Origin of the sequence: Paenibacillus sp. MABNR03 (assembly GCF_050455445.1) — a bacterium.
GTDB classification, from domain to species: Bacteria; Bacillota; Bacilli; order Paenibacillales; family Paenibacillaceae; genus Paenibacillus; species Paenibacillus xylanilyticus.
Map to the genome: position 1 here is coordinate 95610 of NZ_JBCIYR010000008.1, position 16801 is coordinate 112410.

Annotated in this window: 14 protein-coding genes and 1 other RNA gene; 1 reads left to right on the forward strand and 14 read right to left on the reverse strand. The window is 46.4% G+C overall.

Going from position 1 to position 16801, the window contains the following annotated elements:
- Nucleotides 1–18 precede the first annotated feature (18 nt).
- Nucleotides 19–873 carry an aldo/keto reductase gene (locus tag AAIH57_RS26705; protein ID WP_430023639.1) on the reverse strand — a complete coding sequence of 285 codons (855 nt, stop codon included), beginning with the start codon at nucleotides 871–873 and terminating at the stop codon, nucleotides 19–21.
- Nucleotides 874–1038: 165 nt separating this feature from the next.
- Nucleotides 1039–2292 carry a mechanosensitive ion channel family protein gene (locus AAIH57_RS26710; RefSeq protein ID WP_430023640.1) on the reverse strand — a complete coding sequence of 418 codons (1254 nt, stop codon included), beginning with the start codon at nucleotides 2290–2292 and terminating at the stop codon, nucleotides 1039–1041.
- Nucleotides 2293–2502: 210 nt separating this feature from the next.
- On the opposite strand from AAIH57_RS26710, the gene AAIH57_RS26715 reads away from it, so the two are divergent.
- Complete coding sequence (locus AAIH57_RS26715; RefSeq protein WP_430023641.1) at nucleotides 2503–2943, forward strand: stress protein; 441 nt, start codon at nucleotides 2503–2505, stop codon at nucleotides 2941–2943.
- Between the two features lie 112 nt (nucleotides 2944–3055).
- Here AAIH57_RS26715 and AAIH57_RS26720 read toward each other — a convergent pair whose 3' ends face one another.
- From AAIH57_RS26720 to AAIH57_RS26775, 12 genes are all read right to left on the reverse strand, one after another.
- Nucleotides 3056–3631, reverse strand: coding sequence for a zeta toxin family protein (locus AAIH57_RS26720; protein ID WP_430023642.1), 576 nt, complete (start codon nucleotides 3629–3631; stop codon nucleotides 3056–3058).
- Nucleotides 3624–3821, reverse strand: a complete 198-nt coding sequence (locus tag AAIH57_RS26725; RefSeq protein WP_175397149.1) for a hypothetical protein — start codon at nucleotides 3819–3821, stop codon at nucleotides 3624–3626. The genes AAIH57_RS26720 and AAIH57_RS26725 overlap by 8 nt, the downstream gene beginning before the upstream one ends.
- 89 nt (nucleotides 3822–3910) lie before the next feature.
- Nucleotides 3911–4275: a transfer-messenger RNA gene (gene ssrA / locus AAIH57_RS26730) on the reverse strand.
- Nucleotides 4276–4854: 579 nt separating this feature from the next.
- The gene (gene smpB / locus AAIH57_RS26735) at nucleotides 4855–5337 is read right to left on the reverse strand and encodes an SsrA-binding protein SmpB (RefSeq protein ID WP_175394339.1); all 483 of its coding nucleotides are present in this window, start codon (nucleotides 5335–5337) and stop codon (nucleotides 4855–4857) included.
- Nucleotides 5338–5515: 178 nt separating this feature from the next.
- The gene (gene rnr / locus AAIH57_RS26740) at nucleotides 5516–8257 is read right to left on the reverse strand and encodes a ribonuclease R (protein WP_175394338.1); all 2742 of its coding nucleotides are present in this window, start codon (nucleotides 8255–8257) and stop codon (nucleotides 5516–5518) included.
- 537 nt (nucleotides 8258–8794) lie between these two features.
- On the reverse strand, nucleotides 8795–9028 hold the full coding sequence (gene secG, locus AAIH57_RS26745; RefSeq protein ID WP_095362032.1) for a preprotein translocase subunit SecG: 234 nt from the start codon (nucleotides 9026–9028) through the stop codon (nucleotides 8795–8797).
- Between the two features lie 217 nt (nucleotides 9029–9245).
- Nucleotides 9246–10532 carry a phosphopyruvate hydratase gene (gene eno, locus AAIH57_RS26750; protein ID WP_175394337.1) on the reverse strand — a complete coding sequence of 429 codons (1287 nt, stop codon included), beginning with the start codon at nucleotides 10530–10532 and terminating at the stop codon, nucleotides 9246–9248.
- 242 nt (nucleotides 10533–10774) lie between these two features.
- Entirely contained in the window at nucleotides 10775–12319 is a 1545-nt protein-coding gene (gene gpmI / locus AAIH57_RS26755; RefSeq protein ID WP_175394336.1) for a 2,3-bisphosphoglycerate-independent phosphoglycerate mutase, read from the reverse strand.
- Entirely contained in the window at nucleotides 12319–13071 is a 753-nt protein-coding gene (gene tpiA, locus AAIH57_RS26760) for a triose-phosphate isomerase (protein ID WP_175394335.1), read from the reverse strand. The genes gpmI and tpiA overlap by 1 nt, the downstream gene beginning before the upstream one ends.
- Before the next feature lie 33 nt (nucleotides 13072–13104).
- Entirely contained in the window at nucleotides 13105–14286 is a 1182-nt protein-coding gene (locus AAIH57_RS26765; RefSeq protein ID WP_175394334.1) for a phosphoglycerate kinase, read from the reverse strand.
- Nucleotides 14287–14435: 149 nt separating this feature from the next.
- On the reverse strand, nucleotides 14436–15443 hold the full coding sequence (gene gap / locus AAIH57_RS26770; RefSeq protein ID WP_175394333.1) for a type I glyceraldehyde-3-phosphate dehydrogenase: 1008 nt from the start codon (nucleotides 15441–15443) through the stop codon (nucleotides 14436–14438).
- 105 nt (nucleotides 15444–15548) lie between these two features.
- The gene (locus AAIH57_RS26775; protein ID WP_175394332.1) at nucleotides 15549–16574 is read right to left on the reverse strand and encodes a sugar-binding transcriptional regulator; all 1026 of its coding nucleotides are present in this window, start codon (nucleotides 16572–16574) and stop codon (nucleotides 15549–15551) included.
- Between the last annotated feature and the right edge of the window lie 227 nt (nucleotides 16575–16801).

A 16801-nucleotide genomic window follows, 5' to 3' on the forward strand; every position in this document is an offset into this window, starting at 1 on the left:
ACGGGTCTTATATAACACTTAAAACTCTTCGTATTCGCTCGGATCCTGTCCCCACAACCGTCCATCCTCACGACTGTAAGATGAAATGACATCCATCTCCTTCTCGCTCAGCTCAAAATTGAAAATATCGATATTTTCTTTCTGATGTTGGAGGGAGCCTGCTTTAGGAATCGGAATGGACCCCAGCTGGGTATGCCAGCGCAAAATAACCTGGGTCGCTGTTTTCCCGTGAGCTTCGGCAATACGAAGAATCTTCTCATCTTTTACGATATCCTGTACAGCATCATTACCACGCCCAATGGGACTCCAGGACTCGTTCACAATGCCATGCTCCGAATCCTTCTTCCGCTGATGCACTTGATCAAAAAACGGATGGAGTTCAATCTGGTTCAGACTTGGTGCTACCCCGGTCTCTTTAATCAGACGTTCATTATGTTCGGGAAGAAAATTACTGACTCCAATAGAACGGATATATCCGCGTTTCTTGGCCTCAATGAGTGCCTGCCAGGCTTCTACATACTTATCCTGTTTCGGATTCGGCCAGTGAATCAGGTATAGGTCATAATAATCGAGATCTGCTCTGTATAGGGACTCCTCAATTGCTACGAGAGCCTTCTTATAATCGTGGTAACGCCCCGGCAGCTTGGAGGAAATCAGCAGCTCTTCTCTGGAAACCGAACTCTGCTTGATTGCCTTTCCGACAGTTGCCTCATTCTCATAGTTATAGGCGGTATCAATCAAACGGTAACCTGTATCCAGAGCGGATACTATGGATTTAACGCCTTCTGCTCCTTTTAAGCTATAGGTACCAAACCCAATGGCAGGTACTTTCAAGCCATCATTCAACGTATATTCCGGAATTTGATGATTCATCTGGAGACTCTCCTTTACGAAAGGTATACGAAACGATATGGAAAAAGATATATGGCCCTCTCGTTTATTCTACCCCTCTATACACGCTTGAATCAAATGGATGTCCGAAAGTACAGAGCTGCGCAAAGCATGATAATACTTCGATATATACTTTCAAAACATATCTTAATATCCCCGCGAAAATTGCGGACTTTCTTTGAGCTGAACGATATCATGGCCCGTTGGATTTTGGAAAGCACGAAGACCAAACGTCGGCGCCACGGCAAAGATATGGTCAAAAATATCCGCTTGAACCGATTCATACACTCCCCAGGTGATATCATTGCTGAATGCATAGATTTCAAGTGGCAGTCCGTTATCTCCCGGCGCTAACTGTCTCACAATCAGCGTCATATCCTTATGGATTTTTGGATGATTCCTCAAATATTGATGGATATATTCCCGGAATACCCCGACATTGGTCAGTTGTCTGCCGTTCACTTTGCTTTCTGTATTAATCTGGTGCTCCATGTTGTACTCATTAATTTCACTTAGTTTTGTATCGATATATTCCGTAAGGTAGTGGATTTTCTGGAACTCCTTAATCATTTCTTCGGTGCAAAAGGTAATGCTGCTCGTATCGATATAGACGCTTCGCTTAATCCTTCTGCCCCCGGACACCTGCATGCCTCTCCAGTTCCTGAACGAGTCCGAGATGAGGGCATAGCTTGGAATCATCGTGATCGTTTTATCAAAATTCATTACCTTTACCGTATTTAGTGTAATGTCGATCACGTCGCCGTCTGCATTATATTTCGGCATTTCAATCCAGTCGCCTACACGCACCATATCGTTTGATGATAATTGGACGCCTGCGACCAGGCCCAGGATGGAGTCCTTAAAGACCAACATCAGTACGGCCGACAAAGCACCAAGCCCACTAAGAATAATCAACGGATTCTGACCGATGAGGCTCGAGATGACGATAATGCCACCGATGATGAAAAGAATAATCTTCGCTACCTGGATATAACCTTTGATCGGCCTGATCTTGGATACTTCATAGGAACGATATACATCATCAAACACATTGAGCAGCGCATTGAATACAGTGATCGTTATCACAATCATGTAAGTCATAGCAGCCTTCTCAATCAATGCCTGATAGGATGGAAAGATATAAGCAGAATAATAGATGATAATAGCCGGCACGAGATGGGACAGCTTGTGAAACAATTTTTTCTCCACAATGATGTGGCCCCATTTGTACCGATTGTTATTGACGATATGATGAATCGTCTTCAGCACGACCTTTTTGGCTATATAATTCGCCAGAATGGAGACCACCGCTATAAAAATAACCATGATCAAGTTTGAAAGAATGCCAATGGTTTGTTCACTCATGCCTGTTCCGTCTAGTTGATTTTTGATAAAATCCATTGTTTCCTCCTAACGCAGTCTAGTCTAGCTTCTCATTATAAATGACTCTCTGGTACGAAGCAAAATTCAAGTTGAGAGGCACTATACAGCGGGTATGCTAGTTTGTTGGAGTTATCTATTATTAGTTGATATGAGAATAAACAGTGATGCCTCTAATTAAAATATCCAATTATGTTAAACTATACTTACTTATATTTTCTAGCAGGGAGGATGATGATTGACTTGAGAAAATATATTGGTTTGGTTTCCGTATTAGGCCTAATCCTAAGCATAACTGCTGCCTGCTCTTCGAGTGAGAGTGAATCTGCGATTACTCTTGATGATATTGTCACTGAGTTCCAAGAGGCTGGACTTGAGATTGAAACTCCAACGGGGTCTATCCGTGAAGAACACGGATTGGCTAACTTAGGCTTTAAAGATGTGCGGCACATTTTGGTGCCAGCTTTGGGTGAAGGTGAGGGTGGGTATCTATTCTTATTTGAGGATAAAACGGATCTTGAAAAACTGAAGGATTTTTACGAGGAACCCGGAAAATCAACGCTAATGCCTAATTCACATGCCTATGCTCAAGATAATATCCTTTTGCAGATGAGTGATCAAATGAGTCAAACGGAGTTTGATCGATATGTAAAGGTTATCAAGGATTTATGAGGAATTAGATGGCTCATCAATAGTCAGATCATCAGCTTACGCTTCATATAAACCGAAAAGCCACCAACCAGAATTTCTGGCTGATGGCTCTCTTGTTGTTTCACTCTAACTTTCATTTATACCTAACAAGAACAGGCTTACACCAAACAGGTATTGAGTCAATGCAATAGACCAATTTATCCTGAGTGATTTCTGCAATAATTAGAGGCTCATATGTATTATCAATGATGATGACCTGGTCTGCGATGGCCAGAGCGGGTGTAAGATTCTGTAATGACTGACCGTATCGATAACGAATGTCTTCTTCTGCAATCCAATGTCCACCTTGTTCAACGCGAGAGGCAACACGATCTATATGCATTTGAACGTCCTCGAGGCCGATATAGTAAACAACAATTTCATAATTGTTTTCTTTTGCAATTTGCATGTGTTTCAAAACAAACGATCCAGACAATGTCGTTTCAATAGCGAAGTTTGTACCACTTTTAATGAGAGATCGGATTCTTTTTACAGCTTCCCTGCCAGCAGACAGGTCAGCACTACGCGGATTCTCTGGCTTCAACTCTCTTGCAATTTGATCTGGATCAACCAGTTCGCCAAGCCACTCTCTCATTTGCATGCTAAGTGTACTTTTCCCTGCTCCGTTGGTTCCAGCGAACACAGTCATAACTGGTTTGATTTCACTCATGATACTCGAATTCCTGACGTTTACCAGCAGAATCAAAAGTAATTTCAAATTTATTACCTTCAGCATCTTCACGAACACGTTTATTATTTTTTATATAATAAATAGAAGCACCCGATTCTTTGGCTTGCTTCCGTGCATGTTGATTCGCTTTTTTTAAAATTTCTTGGAGCTGTTCTCGATTATTAAACATCTTGAGTCCCCCAATCTAAATTTATCAACATTATATCACAAATAAAAAACCACCAACCAGAACAACTGGTTGATGGCTTTTACTCGCTCTAATGGAGGCGAGGGGAGTCGAACCCCTGTCCGAAGATAACGACACATAAGCTTCTACGGGTGTAGTCACAGTTTTGATGTCACCCGAGTATCGCCCCGTAACCGGCTATACGTTGGGTCAGCCTGATTGTCTTCTTCAGCACACCCCAGGCGGAGATGTGACAGCGTATCCCACTACTTGTTAGCCCCTAATCCTGTCACATGGGCGATGCAGGTTAGAAGCACGCACACAGTTTCTTAGGCTGCGAAAGCGTAGTTGTTTTGTTGTTTGCCGTTTAATAGGCTTTAGCGTTGATGAAGCGGACGCGTCCCCACTACCCGCTACCCATGCTCGAACTATCCCCGTCGAATCCATAAACGCCCCCTCATATAAAAAGGGCTCCAGGATTAATCCGTGAATACGGAGCAATGGTGCTGCACATCTTTTTCCTCCAAGGTAAAAAGATGCTCTTCCAAACTCGGCATTCCTGTCTGCTACATGAATAATCATATCACAGGACCGAATGCAGATATAGTATAGATTACTGGAAGTCATTCCAGCAGGCTGAGCATCTGTGCAAGTTTAACCAATGCATCATATGAGGCTCAATCGTCTACATATTATACCGCGTCCCTCAGACGAAGTAAAGTTAACCAACTTGAGGTCGCGAACTACTTGTACCTACTGTATCTTACCCAAGAACTGTACTGACTACGCAGAGAGCAGCCGAATATAGTGCAATGCTGATTCACACTGCGATTACGATCCAAATTTCATCTTATCGATCCACACCTATATTTTTTTTCTCATCCCGAATGCCGAAACACAAGTTGTCTCACTAAAAATAAAAATCTCAAGCTTTTCCCCGAAATGGGCAAACTTGAGATCCTCATCTTACTTCCCACGTTTACTTTACGTACTGCTGACTTATAAGAGCATCCTGCAACACCGAAGCAATTCTAAATTAACGAGCGACCTTCTGCTTCTCGCGCATTGCCCGTTGAATATCGCGTTGTGCATCCCGTTTCGCAGCAGATTCACGTTTGTCGTACTGCTTCTTACCTTTACCCAGGCCAAGCAGCAGCTTCGCGTATCCATTACGCACGTAGATTTTCAGCGGCACAATGCTGTACCCTTCCTGCTTCGACAGCCCAAGCAGCTTGTGAATCTGGGATTTATGCAGCAGCAGTTTTCGCGTACGCGTTGGATCAAGTGGATTATGTCGGTTCCCTTGTTCAAAAGGACTAATATGCATATTATGAATGTGAATTTCACCGTTACGAATGGTGGCAAACGCATCTCCAATATTCGCACGGCCGTTGCGAAGAGATTTGATCTCCGTTCCGGTAAGCACCATGCCCGCTTCATACGTATCTTCAATGAAGTAGTCATGGGAAGCCTTTTTATTCTGTGCAAGCACTTTACTCTGTCCATCATTCTTGCCCATGTCCTCACTCCTTCTCCGTAAAATAAGCCGGTACCATGCTCTATAGCCGCGCACCCGATGATGCCCAGGTACCCTATGCCAGACCTTAATTGTAGCAAGGACCGCTGTTAAAATCAAGAAAGAGGCGGCATACGCCGCCCCTTCTCATTACACAAATTTTATGCTGTGCGAAACGGTATTACTTTTTCTTCTTCCGTACAAAAGCTGCTGTTCCGTTAGCAGATGCACCTTTGTTCTTTTTCCGTTTACGACGCGGAGCTCCGCCTTCCTGCGCACCTCCCGGTGTAGCTGCTTCGCCAATAAAGATACCGCTAGGTGACGTCTTCTTGCGTCCGCCGCCGCCTTTGCTGCCTTTACCTCCGCCTTTGCCTGATTTGAAGCTGCTCTCGCCACGGCTGTTACCGGCGCTGTTCAGTTCATTTCCTTGGACACCAGTAGCGCTATCCTGACTGGAAGTTCCCGAGCTGTATCCACCTTTACCCGAGCCAAAACCAAAGCTTACCGCTCCAGTACCTTTTCCGCGACCAGTCGAAGCATTGGTATCTCCAGCGCGACGCTCACCTTTCGGTTTGCCACCGCCCTTGCCGCTGAAACTGCCGCGGCCACCCTTGCTGCTCTCCTCCGGTGCTCTTCCACCGCGGTTGCCGCTGCCTTTGCCGCCGCGTGAACCGCTGAATCCACCAGCGCCACCTTTGGCCCCACTGCGTCCACCACCGCCAGCAGGACGACCGCCCTTGCCGCCACGGTTGCTACCACCAAAGCCGCCTGGTCGTTCGCTGCGAGGTTTCATGTCGACCATTTCGAAGTCAATGGTGTACTCCTCCATGCTTACGCGTGCAACACGAATTTTCACCTCATCACCGATGCGGAACACCTTCGAGGTACGTTCACCAATCAGAGCCATATGCTGATCGTCAAAATGGTAATAGTCGTCCGTCAGTGCACTCAGGCGAATCAAGCCCTCAACCGTGTTCTCCAGTTCAATGAACATACCGAAGCTGGTTACACTGCTGATCATGCCTTCGAACTCTTCGCCAACTTTGTCGAGCATATACTCGGCTTTCTTCATTTTTTCCGTATCCCGCTCGGCTTCAACAGCCACACGCTCACGCTCAGACGATTGCTGAGCAATGTCAGACATGCGTGCTGCCAGGTATTCCTGACGATTTTCAGGCAATGCACCCTTGTTCTCAATCACTTCCCGAATGACACGGTGAATGACAAGATCGGGATAACGACGGATCGGAGACGTAAAGTGACTGTAGAACTCTGCCGCGAGGCCGAAGTGACCCGACATCTCGGCATCATACTTCGCCTGCTTCATGGAACGCAGCATCATCGTACTGATGACCGTTTGTTCCTTCGTTCCATTGATATCCTCAAGCAGGGATTGAAGTGCACGTGGGTGGATCGCGTTACCGCGTCCTTTAACGTGGTGTCCAAAATTCGCTGCAAAGGCAAGGAAATTTTGTAATTTCTCCTGATCGGGATCTTCATGCACACGATAGATAAACGGAACCTTCAGCCAGTGGAAGTGCTCTGCCACCGTTTCGTTGGCCGCAAGCATGAACTCCTCGATGATTTGCTCTGCAATCGAACGCTCGCGTTTTACGATATCGACCGGTTTGCCTTCTTCGTCCACAATGATTTTGGATTCTTCAAAATCAAAATCAACCGCACCCCGGCGCATACGCATTGCGCGAAGCTTCAAGGCGATCTCTTTCATCAGATGGAAGTCATCCACCAGATCCTTGTAACGTTCCAGCAATTCAGGCTCTTCGCCTTCGAGAATTTTACGAACGTTGGAATATGTCATCCGCTCTTTGGTTTTGATCACACTCGTGAAAATGTCGTGGTTCACAACCTTCATCTGGTCGTTGAACTCCATCTCACAGGACAGCGTAAGGCGATCCACCTGAGGATTCAAACTGCAAATCCCGTTCGACAGACGATGCGGAAGCATCGGAATAACACGGTCTACCAAGTACACACTGCATCCGCGATTATACGCTTCCTGATCCAGCTTGGAATTCTCGCCTACATAATAGCCAACATCAGCAATATGAACACCCAGGCGATAGTTTCCGTTTGGCAGCTTCTCCACATTAACGGCATCATCCAAATCCTTGGCGTCTTCACCATCAATGGTTACGATATTCAGACCACGCAAGTCACGGCGGCCCTGTTGTACGATCTCTTCATCCGTAATGGATTCCGGAGCTTGTTCAGCCTCTTCCACCACTTCATCCGGGAATGCTTCAGGCAGCTGGTGCTTGCGGATAACGGACAAGATATCGATACCTGGATCATCCTTATGTCCGAGAATCTCGATAATTTCACCTTCCGCGGCAGCACGACCTTCTGGGTAACTCACGATTTTTGCAACAACTTTTTGCCCATCCACTGCTCCGGCAAAGTTCGTGCGAGGAATAAAGATGTCACGATTAATCCGTTTATCGTCGGGGATGACGAACCCATACACTTCATGGCTTTGGAATACACCAACCACTTGTGTTACTGCACGTGTGACAATGCGGACAATCTCGCCCTCCAAACGCCCATTGGAAGGACCTTGGGATGTCACTTTCACGAGGACCGTGTCCCCGTTCATTGCACTCTTCATATCATTGGCATGGATGTACACATCCGGATGCTCTTTATCTTCGGGGATGAGAAAAGCAAACCCCTTCGCATGTGCCTGCAACCGACCGCGAACCAGGTCCATGCGTTCTGGCATGCCGTAGCGGTTATTACGGGTTAGCAGGATTTTGCCGGATTCCTCCAGCGTATTCAGCATAATCAAAAAGGCTTTGAAATCAGCGGCGTCTTCAATCTCGAAGTGCTGTTCCAGCTCCTGATAAGTCATCGGTTTATAAGCGGTTTCCCGCATGAAGTCGAGCAATTGTTGTTCTGTTATCATTAATATTCACCTCGGGAAACGTAAAAGTGTAATCTGGTTTGTATCTGTCTTTATGTAATCAATTCCTTGCAATTTCATGCCATGTAACACAAGCCCTCACTATCTCATACCCTAGTATACACGAATTCAATCCAGCGCATCCGTACCCCGCAAAATAAACCAACCCTCAACCATACCTGCATCATCGGCCTTCCATAACATACATCACCGTTGCCTATTTGATACACATTTTCATTTAATTCTTAAATTACAAACCTCTAAGAACCCTTTAGATCTGTTGAGATCAAAACGAATGAAGCAGAGCGTACTGGTAAGCAGATCAGATAAGACATAATCGGACGATGTAAACGGAAAGGAAAACGATAAGGGAGAGGAATGAAACGGAAGATTGAATAGGTTGAGCAATAAGCCGGTGGAAAACTTTGGTCAGACGCCAATTTATTAAAAAACCTCCGTTTCTTCTCGAAACGAAGGTTTATCATCTTTGGTCGTTCAATCATATAAACTTGAATTCCCGAAACGCTACAGCATCATTCCTTACTTGGAAATAACCGTAACAACGATAGCCAAGATCATAAATCCTGCACCCAGTACAACGGTTGCACGTTGCAGGAAAAGATCCAATCCGCGCGCTTTCGTTTTACCGAAAAGATGTTCCGCACCACCGGAGATGGCACCCGCCAAACCAGCGCTTTTCCCGTGCTGCAGCAATACTACAGTGATTAGACCGATCGAGAAGACAACGAGCAGCAATTTCAAAGCAATATCCATTCTTTCCACCTCCTACCCATGTGGGCATAACATCTCACCATAAAAACAGTTACTTTAATTGTACCACAGCTATTAATGTGATACAAGTAGTGCCAACCTTCACATCACCCAATAATATCCACACAAATTCGCTACCAATATTGCGAATTAATGATTAGCGCCTAATAAAAAGAACAAGCCGGTTCCCCGGCTTGCCCTAGAGTCGTCAGAAGACAACTTATTTTTTGAGGTTGTAGAATCCTTTGAGACCATTGTATTGAGCCAGTTCACCCAGTTGATCCTCGATGCGGAGCAATTGGTTGTACTTCGCGATACGGTCTGTACGGGAAGGAGCACCTGTTTTGATTTGTCCTGCATTAGTCGCAACAGCGATGTCAGCGATTGTGCTGTCTTCGGACTCACCGGAACGGTGGGAGATTACAGCTGTGTATCCTGCACGTTTAGCCATTTCGATTGCATCGAATGTTTCAGTGAGTGTACCGATTTGGTTCACTTTGATCAGGATGGAGTTACCGATACCTTCTTCGATACCTTTAGCCAGACGCTCTGTGTTCGTTACGAACAGGTCGTCACCAACGAGTTGTACTTTGTCTCCCAATTTCTCTGTGAGCAATTTCCAGCCATCCCAGTCATCTTCGGACATACCGTCTTCGATGGTGATGATTGGGTATTTCTCAACCCATGAAGCCAGAAGGTCAACATACTCAGCGGAAGTGTAAGATTTACCTTCGCCAGCAAGTGTGTATTTACCATCTTTGTAGAACTCAGTGGAAGCTACGTCCATACCCAAGAATACATCAACGCCTGGTTTGTAACCTGCTTTTTCAATCGCTTCGATGATTGTCGTGATTGCTTCTTCGTTCGAACTAAGGTTCGGTGCGAAGCCGCCTTCGTCACCTACAGCTGTGTTCAAGCCTTTGGAGCTCAGTACGGATTTCAGGTTGTGGAAGATTTCTGCCCCTACGCGAAGAGCTTCTTTGAACGTTGGTGCTCCAACCGGGAGAACCATGAACTCTTGAACGTCGATGTTGTTGTCAGCATGCTCACCACCGTTGATGATGTTCATCATTGGTACTGGCAGTGCTTTAGCATTGAATCCGCCCAGGTAAACATAGAGTGGCAGGTCCAGAGCGTCAGCAGCTGCGCGAGCTACAGCCATGGATACAGCCAGGATTGCGTTAGCACCCAGTTTACCTTTGTTTGGCGTACCATCCAAAGCGATCATCATTTTGTCGATACCCAGTTGATCCAATGCGTCCATACCGATTACTTCTGGAGCGATTGTTTCGTTTACGTTTTTAACTGCTTGCAGAACGCCTTTACCCAGGTAGCGGGATTTGTCACCATCGCGAAGCTCAACAGCTTCGTGGGCACCAGTGGATGCACCGGATGGAACGATTGCGCGTCCGATTGCGCCGGACTCCAGGTATACTTCAACTTCTACTGTAGGGTTACCGCGGGAGTCGAGGACTTCGCGAGCGTACACGTCAGAAATAATAGTCATGAGTGATAATCTCCTTTTAATTTGAATTTATTTAAATTTGGGACCACTTGTGCTTGCCCTTATGCCCACTACGTCAGCAGAATCGTCTTCCGATCGCTGTTATTCCCTGATTCCTTTGAACTTATTTTAATAAGTTGAAATCATGTGATAAAGGCGAACACTTCGTTTCTTCAGACAATTTCTGCTTCCTTCGTTCGGGGGCAAACTCCAAACTTCCCACTTTGTATATGTGGCTGTGTAACTTATTTACGGGTAGCGATAACAGATGTACCTGTCATTTCTTCCGGTTTAGGCAATTGCATCAGGTCCAGAATCGTTGGCGCGATATCGGCCAGGATTCCACCTTCACGCAAGGTTACGTTAGAGTCTGTAACGATAAATGGAACCGGGTTCGTAGTATGAGCAGTGAACGGACGTCCTTGCTCATCGAATACCATATCCGCGTTACCATGGTCCGCTGTGATCAGTACAACGCCGCCTTTGGCAAGCACTGCGTCAACAACACGTCCCATGCACTCATCCGTCACTTCAACCGCCTTGATGGTAGGCTCCAGCATGCCGGAGTGTCCAACCATGTCCGGGTTGGCGAAGTTCAGAATGATCGCATCATGTTTGTCCGCTTCAATCTCGCGTACACACGCGTCAGCCACTTCATAAGCGCTCATCTCTGGTTGCAGGTCATATGTTGCAACTTTTGGCGAGTTGATCAGCACACGCGTTTCGCCCGGAAGCTCAACATCACGTCCGCCGCTGAAGAAGAAGGTAACGTGCGGGTATTTCTCGGTTTCAGCAATACGCAGCTGTTTTTTGTTGTTCTGTACCAGAACTTCACCCAGTGTATTGTCGAGGTTTTTAGGCGAGTAAGCCACATAACCTTCAACAGTTTCACTGAACAATGTCAGGCACACAAAGTGCAAGCCTTCTGGGAACTTCGGACCGCGGTCAAATCCACGGAAATCCTTGTTCGTGAATACTTGCGACAGCTGAATCGCACGGTCAGGACGGAAGTTCAGGAAGATAACGGAATCGCCGCTTTCCACCAAACCTACCGGCTCCCCATCCGCTTTAACGATAACCGTTGGCTCAACGAATTCGTCAAATACGGATTTTTCATACGATTCTTCAACCGCTCTGAGTGGATCGATATATTTTGGTCCATCACCATAAACGATAGCACGATATGATTTCTCAACACGTTCCCAACGTTTGTCACGGTCCATCGCGTAATAGCGACCTTGAACCGTTGCGATTTGTCCTACACCGACTTCCTCAATTTTGGCGATCAGCTTCTTCATGAAGTCTTTACCACTGTCTGGCATAACGTCACGGCCATCCAGGAAGGCATGAATATACACATCATTCATTTCTTCTTTTTTGGCCAGATCCAGCATGGCAAACAGGTGGTCGATGTGACTATGTACGCCGCCATCAGACAACAGACCGTAGAGGTGAAGCTTTTTACCGTTTTGCTTCGCTTCGCGTACAGCTTTGACAAGTGTTTCATTGTCGAAAAACTCACCGTCACGAATCGACTTGGAGATACGGGTCAAATCCTGGTATACGATCCGGCCAGCACCAATGTTCAGGTGACCTACCTCGGAGTTCCCCATTTGCCCTTCCGGCAAACCTACAGCTTCACCGCAAGCAGTGAGCGTTGTGTGTGGGAATTGGCTCATAAAGCGATCGTAATTCGGTTTTTTGGCTTGCGCTACTGCGTTGCCCTCCACCGTGTTACGAAGACCGAAGCCATCCATGATGATCAGTGCTACAGGTTTTGGAGCTGTCATTACTTCGCCCCCTCAACAAGCGCGATGAACGAAGCCGGCTGCAAGCTGGCACCGCCAACAAGAGCGCCGTCGATGTCGCTTTGTCCGAGGTATTCTGTTACGTTCTCTGGTTTAACACTGCCGCCGTATTGAATACGAACTGCATCAGCAACCTTCTCATCGTACAGATCCTTCACCAGGCTGCGGATGTAAGCAATAACTTCATTCGCATCTTGAGATGTGGAGGATTTACCTGTACCAATCGCCCAGATTGGTTCATAAGCGATAACCACTTGTGCTGCTTGATCTGCAGACAGACCTGCAAAAGCAGCTTCTGTTTGCACTTTGCATACATCTTTCGTTTGGTTCGCTTCGCGCTCTTCAAGCGTCTCACCAAGGCAAAAGATTGGAGTCAATCCGTGACGGAATGCTGCATGCAACTTTTTATTGACAGTCTCATCGGTTTCCGCAAAATATTGACGGCGCTCCGAGTGACCAATGATTACATAATCCACACCCAGGTCTTTCAACATTACGCCGCTGATTTCACCAGTGAATGCACCGTTGTCTTCAAAGTGAAGATTTTGAGCACCAATTTTGATGTTTGTGCCTTTCACAGCTTCTACCAATGTAGGCAGATTCGTAAACGGTGCACAGATTACAGTCTCCACGCCTTCAACTTCGGCTTTTCCTTTAACTTCCTGAATGAAGTCATTGGATTCGGAAACCGTTTTGAACATTTTCCAGTTACCTGCGATAATCGGTGTTCTCATGGTTTTCAACTCCTTCATGCTATAGCTTAAAACTTACTTGTCGTTCAATGCAACTACGCCTGGAAGCACTTTGCCTTCCATAAACTCGAGCGATGCACCGCCACCTGTAGAGATGTGGTCCATTTTGTCAGCCAGCTTGAATTTCTCAGCTGCTGCTGCGGAGTCACCACCACCAATTACGGTGTATGCTTCTGTCTCAGCACAAGCTTGAGCTACTGCGCGAGTACCGTGGGAGAAAGGTTCAATTTCGAATACGCCCATTGGTCCGTTCCATACTACGAGTTTGGAGTTTTTAACGACGTCAGCATAAATCTCACGTGTTTTAGGACCGATGTCGATACCTTCCCAATCCGCAGGAATGTCGCCAACTTCAACGATTTTGGTGTTTGCGTTAGCACTGAAGTCATCCGAAATGACGATATCTACTGGCAGGTAGAAGTTTTTACCCAGTTTTTTCGCTTTTTCGATGAAGCCCAGAGCTACATCCAGTTTGGACTCGTCCAACAAGGATTGTCCTACCTCGTGACCTTGAGCCTTCATGAATGTGTAGGACAAGCCGCCACCGATGATTACGTTGTCTGCAATGTTCAGCAGGTTGTCGATAACATCGATTTTGTCCTTAACTTTGGATCCGCCAATGATGGCTGTGAAAGGACGCTCAGGGTTGGAGATCGCTTTACCCAACACTTCAAGTTCTTTTTCCATCAAGAGACCGGATACCGCTGGCAGCAAGTGAGCAATGCCTTCTGTGGAAGCGTGTGCTCTGTGAGCTGCGCCGAATGCATCGTTAACGAAAACGTCAGCCAGTTCCGCAAATTGTTTTGCGAGTTCCGGATCATTTTTCTCTTCGCCTGCATGGAAACGAACGTTTTCAAGCAACAATACGTCACCGTTGTTCAGTTCAGCAACTTGAGCTTTAACAGCGTCACCAACGGAATCGTCAGCTTTGACAACTGTTTTACCAAGCAATTCAGACAAACGCTCAGCTGCTGGAGTCAAACGCAAGGATTCAACCACTTCGCCGTTAGGACGGCCCATGTGGCTTGCAAGAATGACTTTAGCGCCTTTTTCGATCAAGTAGTTGATCGTAGGAAGCGTTGCACGAATACGTTTGTCATCTGTAATTTTACCATCTTCGAGCGGCACATTGAAATCTACACGGACAAAAGCCCGTTTTCCTGTCAATTCGATATCGCGTACACTTTTTTTGTTCATCTGTATTTCCTCCGCACCCATGTATTTGGTGGACCAATCAAGGGCCCAAATCCCCTGTCAGTCCTGGTGTTTTTGAGAAATTTGCAAAAGGTTGATAGATAAAGAGCGGAAACAATAGCATCTGTTTCCGCTCTATGTTATTTCAGATATTACTTGATCATTTTTGCAAAGTGCTCCAAAGTGCGAACCAGTTGAGCAGTGTAGGACATTTCGTTGTCATACCAAGCTACAGTTTTAACCAGTTGTTGGTCGCCCACAGTCAGAACTTTAGTTTGAGTTGCATCAAACAGGGAACCGAAAGTGATACCTTGGATATCGGAAGATACGATTTCATCTTCAGTGTATCCGAAAGTTTGTGGATCGGAAGCTTCTTTCATTGCTGCGTTAACTTCTTCAGCAGTTACTTTTTGTCCAAGAACAGTTACGAGCTCAGTCAGGGAACCAGTAGCTACTGGTACACGTTGAGCTGCACCGTCGAGTTTACCTTGCAGTTCAGGGATAACCAAACCGATTGCTTTAGCAGCACCAGTTGTGTTAGGGATGATGTTTTCAGCCGCTGCGCGAGCACGACGGAAGTCACCTTTAGGGTGTGGAGCATCCAATGTGTTTTGGTCGCCAGTGTAAGCGTGAATTGTAGTCATCAAACCTTGAACGATTCCGAATTTGTCTTGCAGTGTTTTTGCCATTGGTGCCAGGCAGTTTGTTGTGCAAGATGCGCCGGAGATTACAGTTTCAGTACCGTCGAGGATTTCATGGTTTACGTTGTAAACGATGGTTTTCATGTCGCCAGTAGCTGGTGCGGAAATAACAACTTTCTTAGCTCCGCCTTTCAAGTGTTTCTCAGCTGCTTCTTTCGTTGTGAAGAAACCAGTACATTCCAGAACGATGTCTACGCCCAGGTCGCCCCAAGGAAGTTCTTCTGGGTTACGGTTAGCGAGTACTTTAACTTCTTTGCCGTTCACTTTGAAGAAGCCGTCGTGTACTTCAACATCGCCATCGAAGCGACCTTGAGTTGTATCATATTTAAGCAAATGAGCCAGCATTTTAGCGTCAGTCAAGTCGTTGATTGCTACTACTTCAATGCCCTCTACATTTTGAATGCGGCGGAATGCCAAGCGACCAATACGTCCAAAACCGTTAATACCTACTTTAATCATGAGTAAGTTCCTCCCAAGTTTTGATTTAATTTTTTTATGAAGCTTATATATTCAAGACAGACGGTGAAGTCCGTCAAGACAACAAGAGTTGTGGTAAAACAAAACCTATTCCATTTCGGCTACGATGACTTCGGCGGCAGCCTCATCAATAATCAGAATATCCTCCTGCCCGAATCGCAGTACGGAATGAATGGCAGCCGCCTTGCTTTTGCCGCCCGCAATCCCGATCACCACATCGGTCCGTTCAATATCCTGAAGTCGCATGCCCAGAGTGAGCATGGTATGTACCACTTCACCCTGATCGTTAAAATAATAACCGAAGGATTCAGATACGGCACCTTGCTCTTGAAGCTCTTCTACGATCTCCGTTGCAAGTTTGCGTCTTCGCGCCATCTCCACGGCATCACCGATCCCGTGAATCACGATTCGTGACTGTCTGATCAGCTGAAGAATCTCCTGGACACTAGGGTCCTGAATTAACGATTCATAGGCATGATCACTCAGCAAATCCGGTACATGCAGGAGTTTGTATTGCGCTCCTACCCGTTTTGCCATTGTCGACGCAATCGTATTGGCCTGAATCTCGAGGCTTTCTCCCAATCCACCGCGTGCCGGTACGAACCAGACACCTTTTAACGATGTTGGCGGAGTCAGCTGCTCTGCTACTTCTGCCGTTGTTGAACCGCCAGTAACGGCAACAACGTCGTTATCATTCATCACTTGACCAAGAGCCTTCGCTCCGGCTTTACCCAGTTCCCGTTTGGCAAATGGAGAAATGTCCGAATCGCCGGGAACGACAACTACCTTTTGCAGACCGTAGGCTTGCTTGATGCGTTCTTCCAGCTCGGATAATCCGAACAGCTCTTTGGCCACGGGCTCTAACTGCTGCAGCAAATCATGCCCAGCCTCGCTGATCTTCATTCCTGCACTGTCAATTTCAATAAGTCCCTGAGCCTTTAACAAATCGGTCTCAGCCCTCAGAACCCGCTCGGTCATCTGCATGGAATTGGCTAACGTTCTCCGCCCGATCACATCCGATAACATGATCTGGTGCAGAATCGTATACCTCTTCTTCAAGACATCCATGAGATCAGGCAGAAGCTGCTTTTGCACTTCTAAAATCGTTCGCATGCTTTCCACTCCCGCAAGCTTCTCGTTCCAAGCTTTCTTTCATGGCCCTAAAATGTCCCGGGTTAACTTTTTAAGTCCCACGTCTATTCTACCTAAAACTGACGCGACATGCAAGTGTTTCAAAAGCCTTATTTCACAACGACTTGGGCCCATTGTACGCGCTTATTTTCACAATCTCCAACTTCCACGACGCGGCAGCCCTCATGCATACCATATATAGAAGGAAA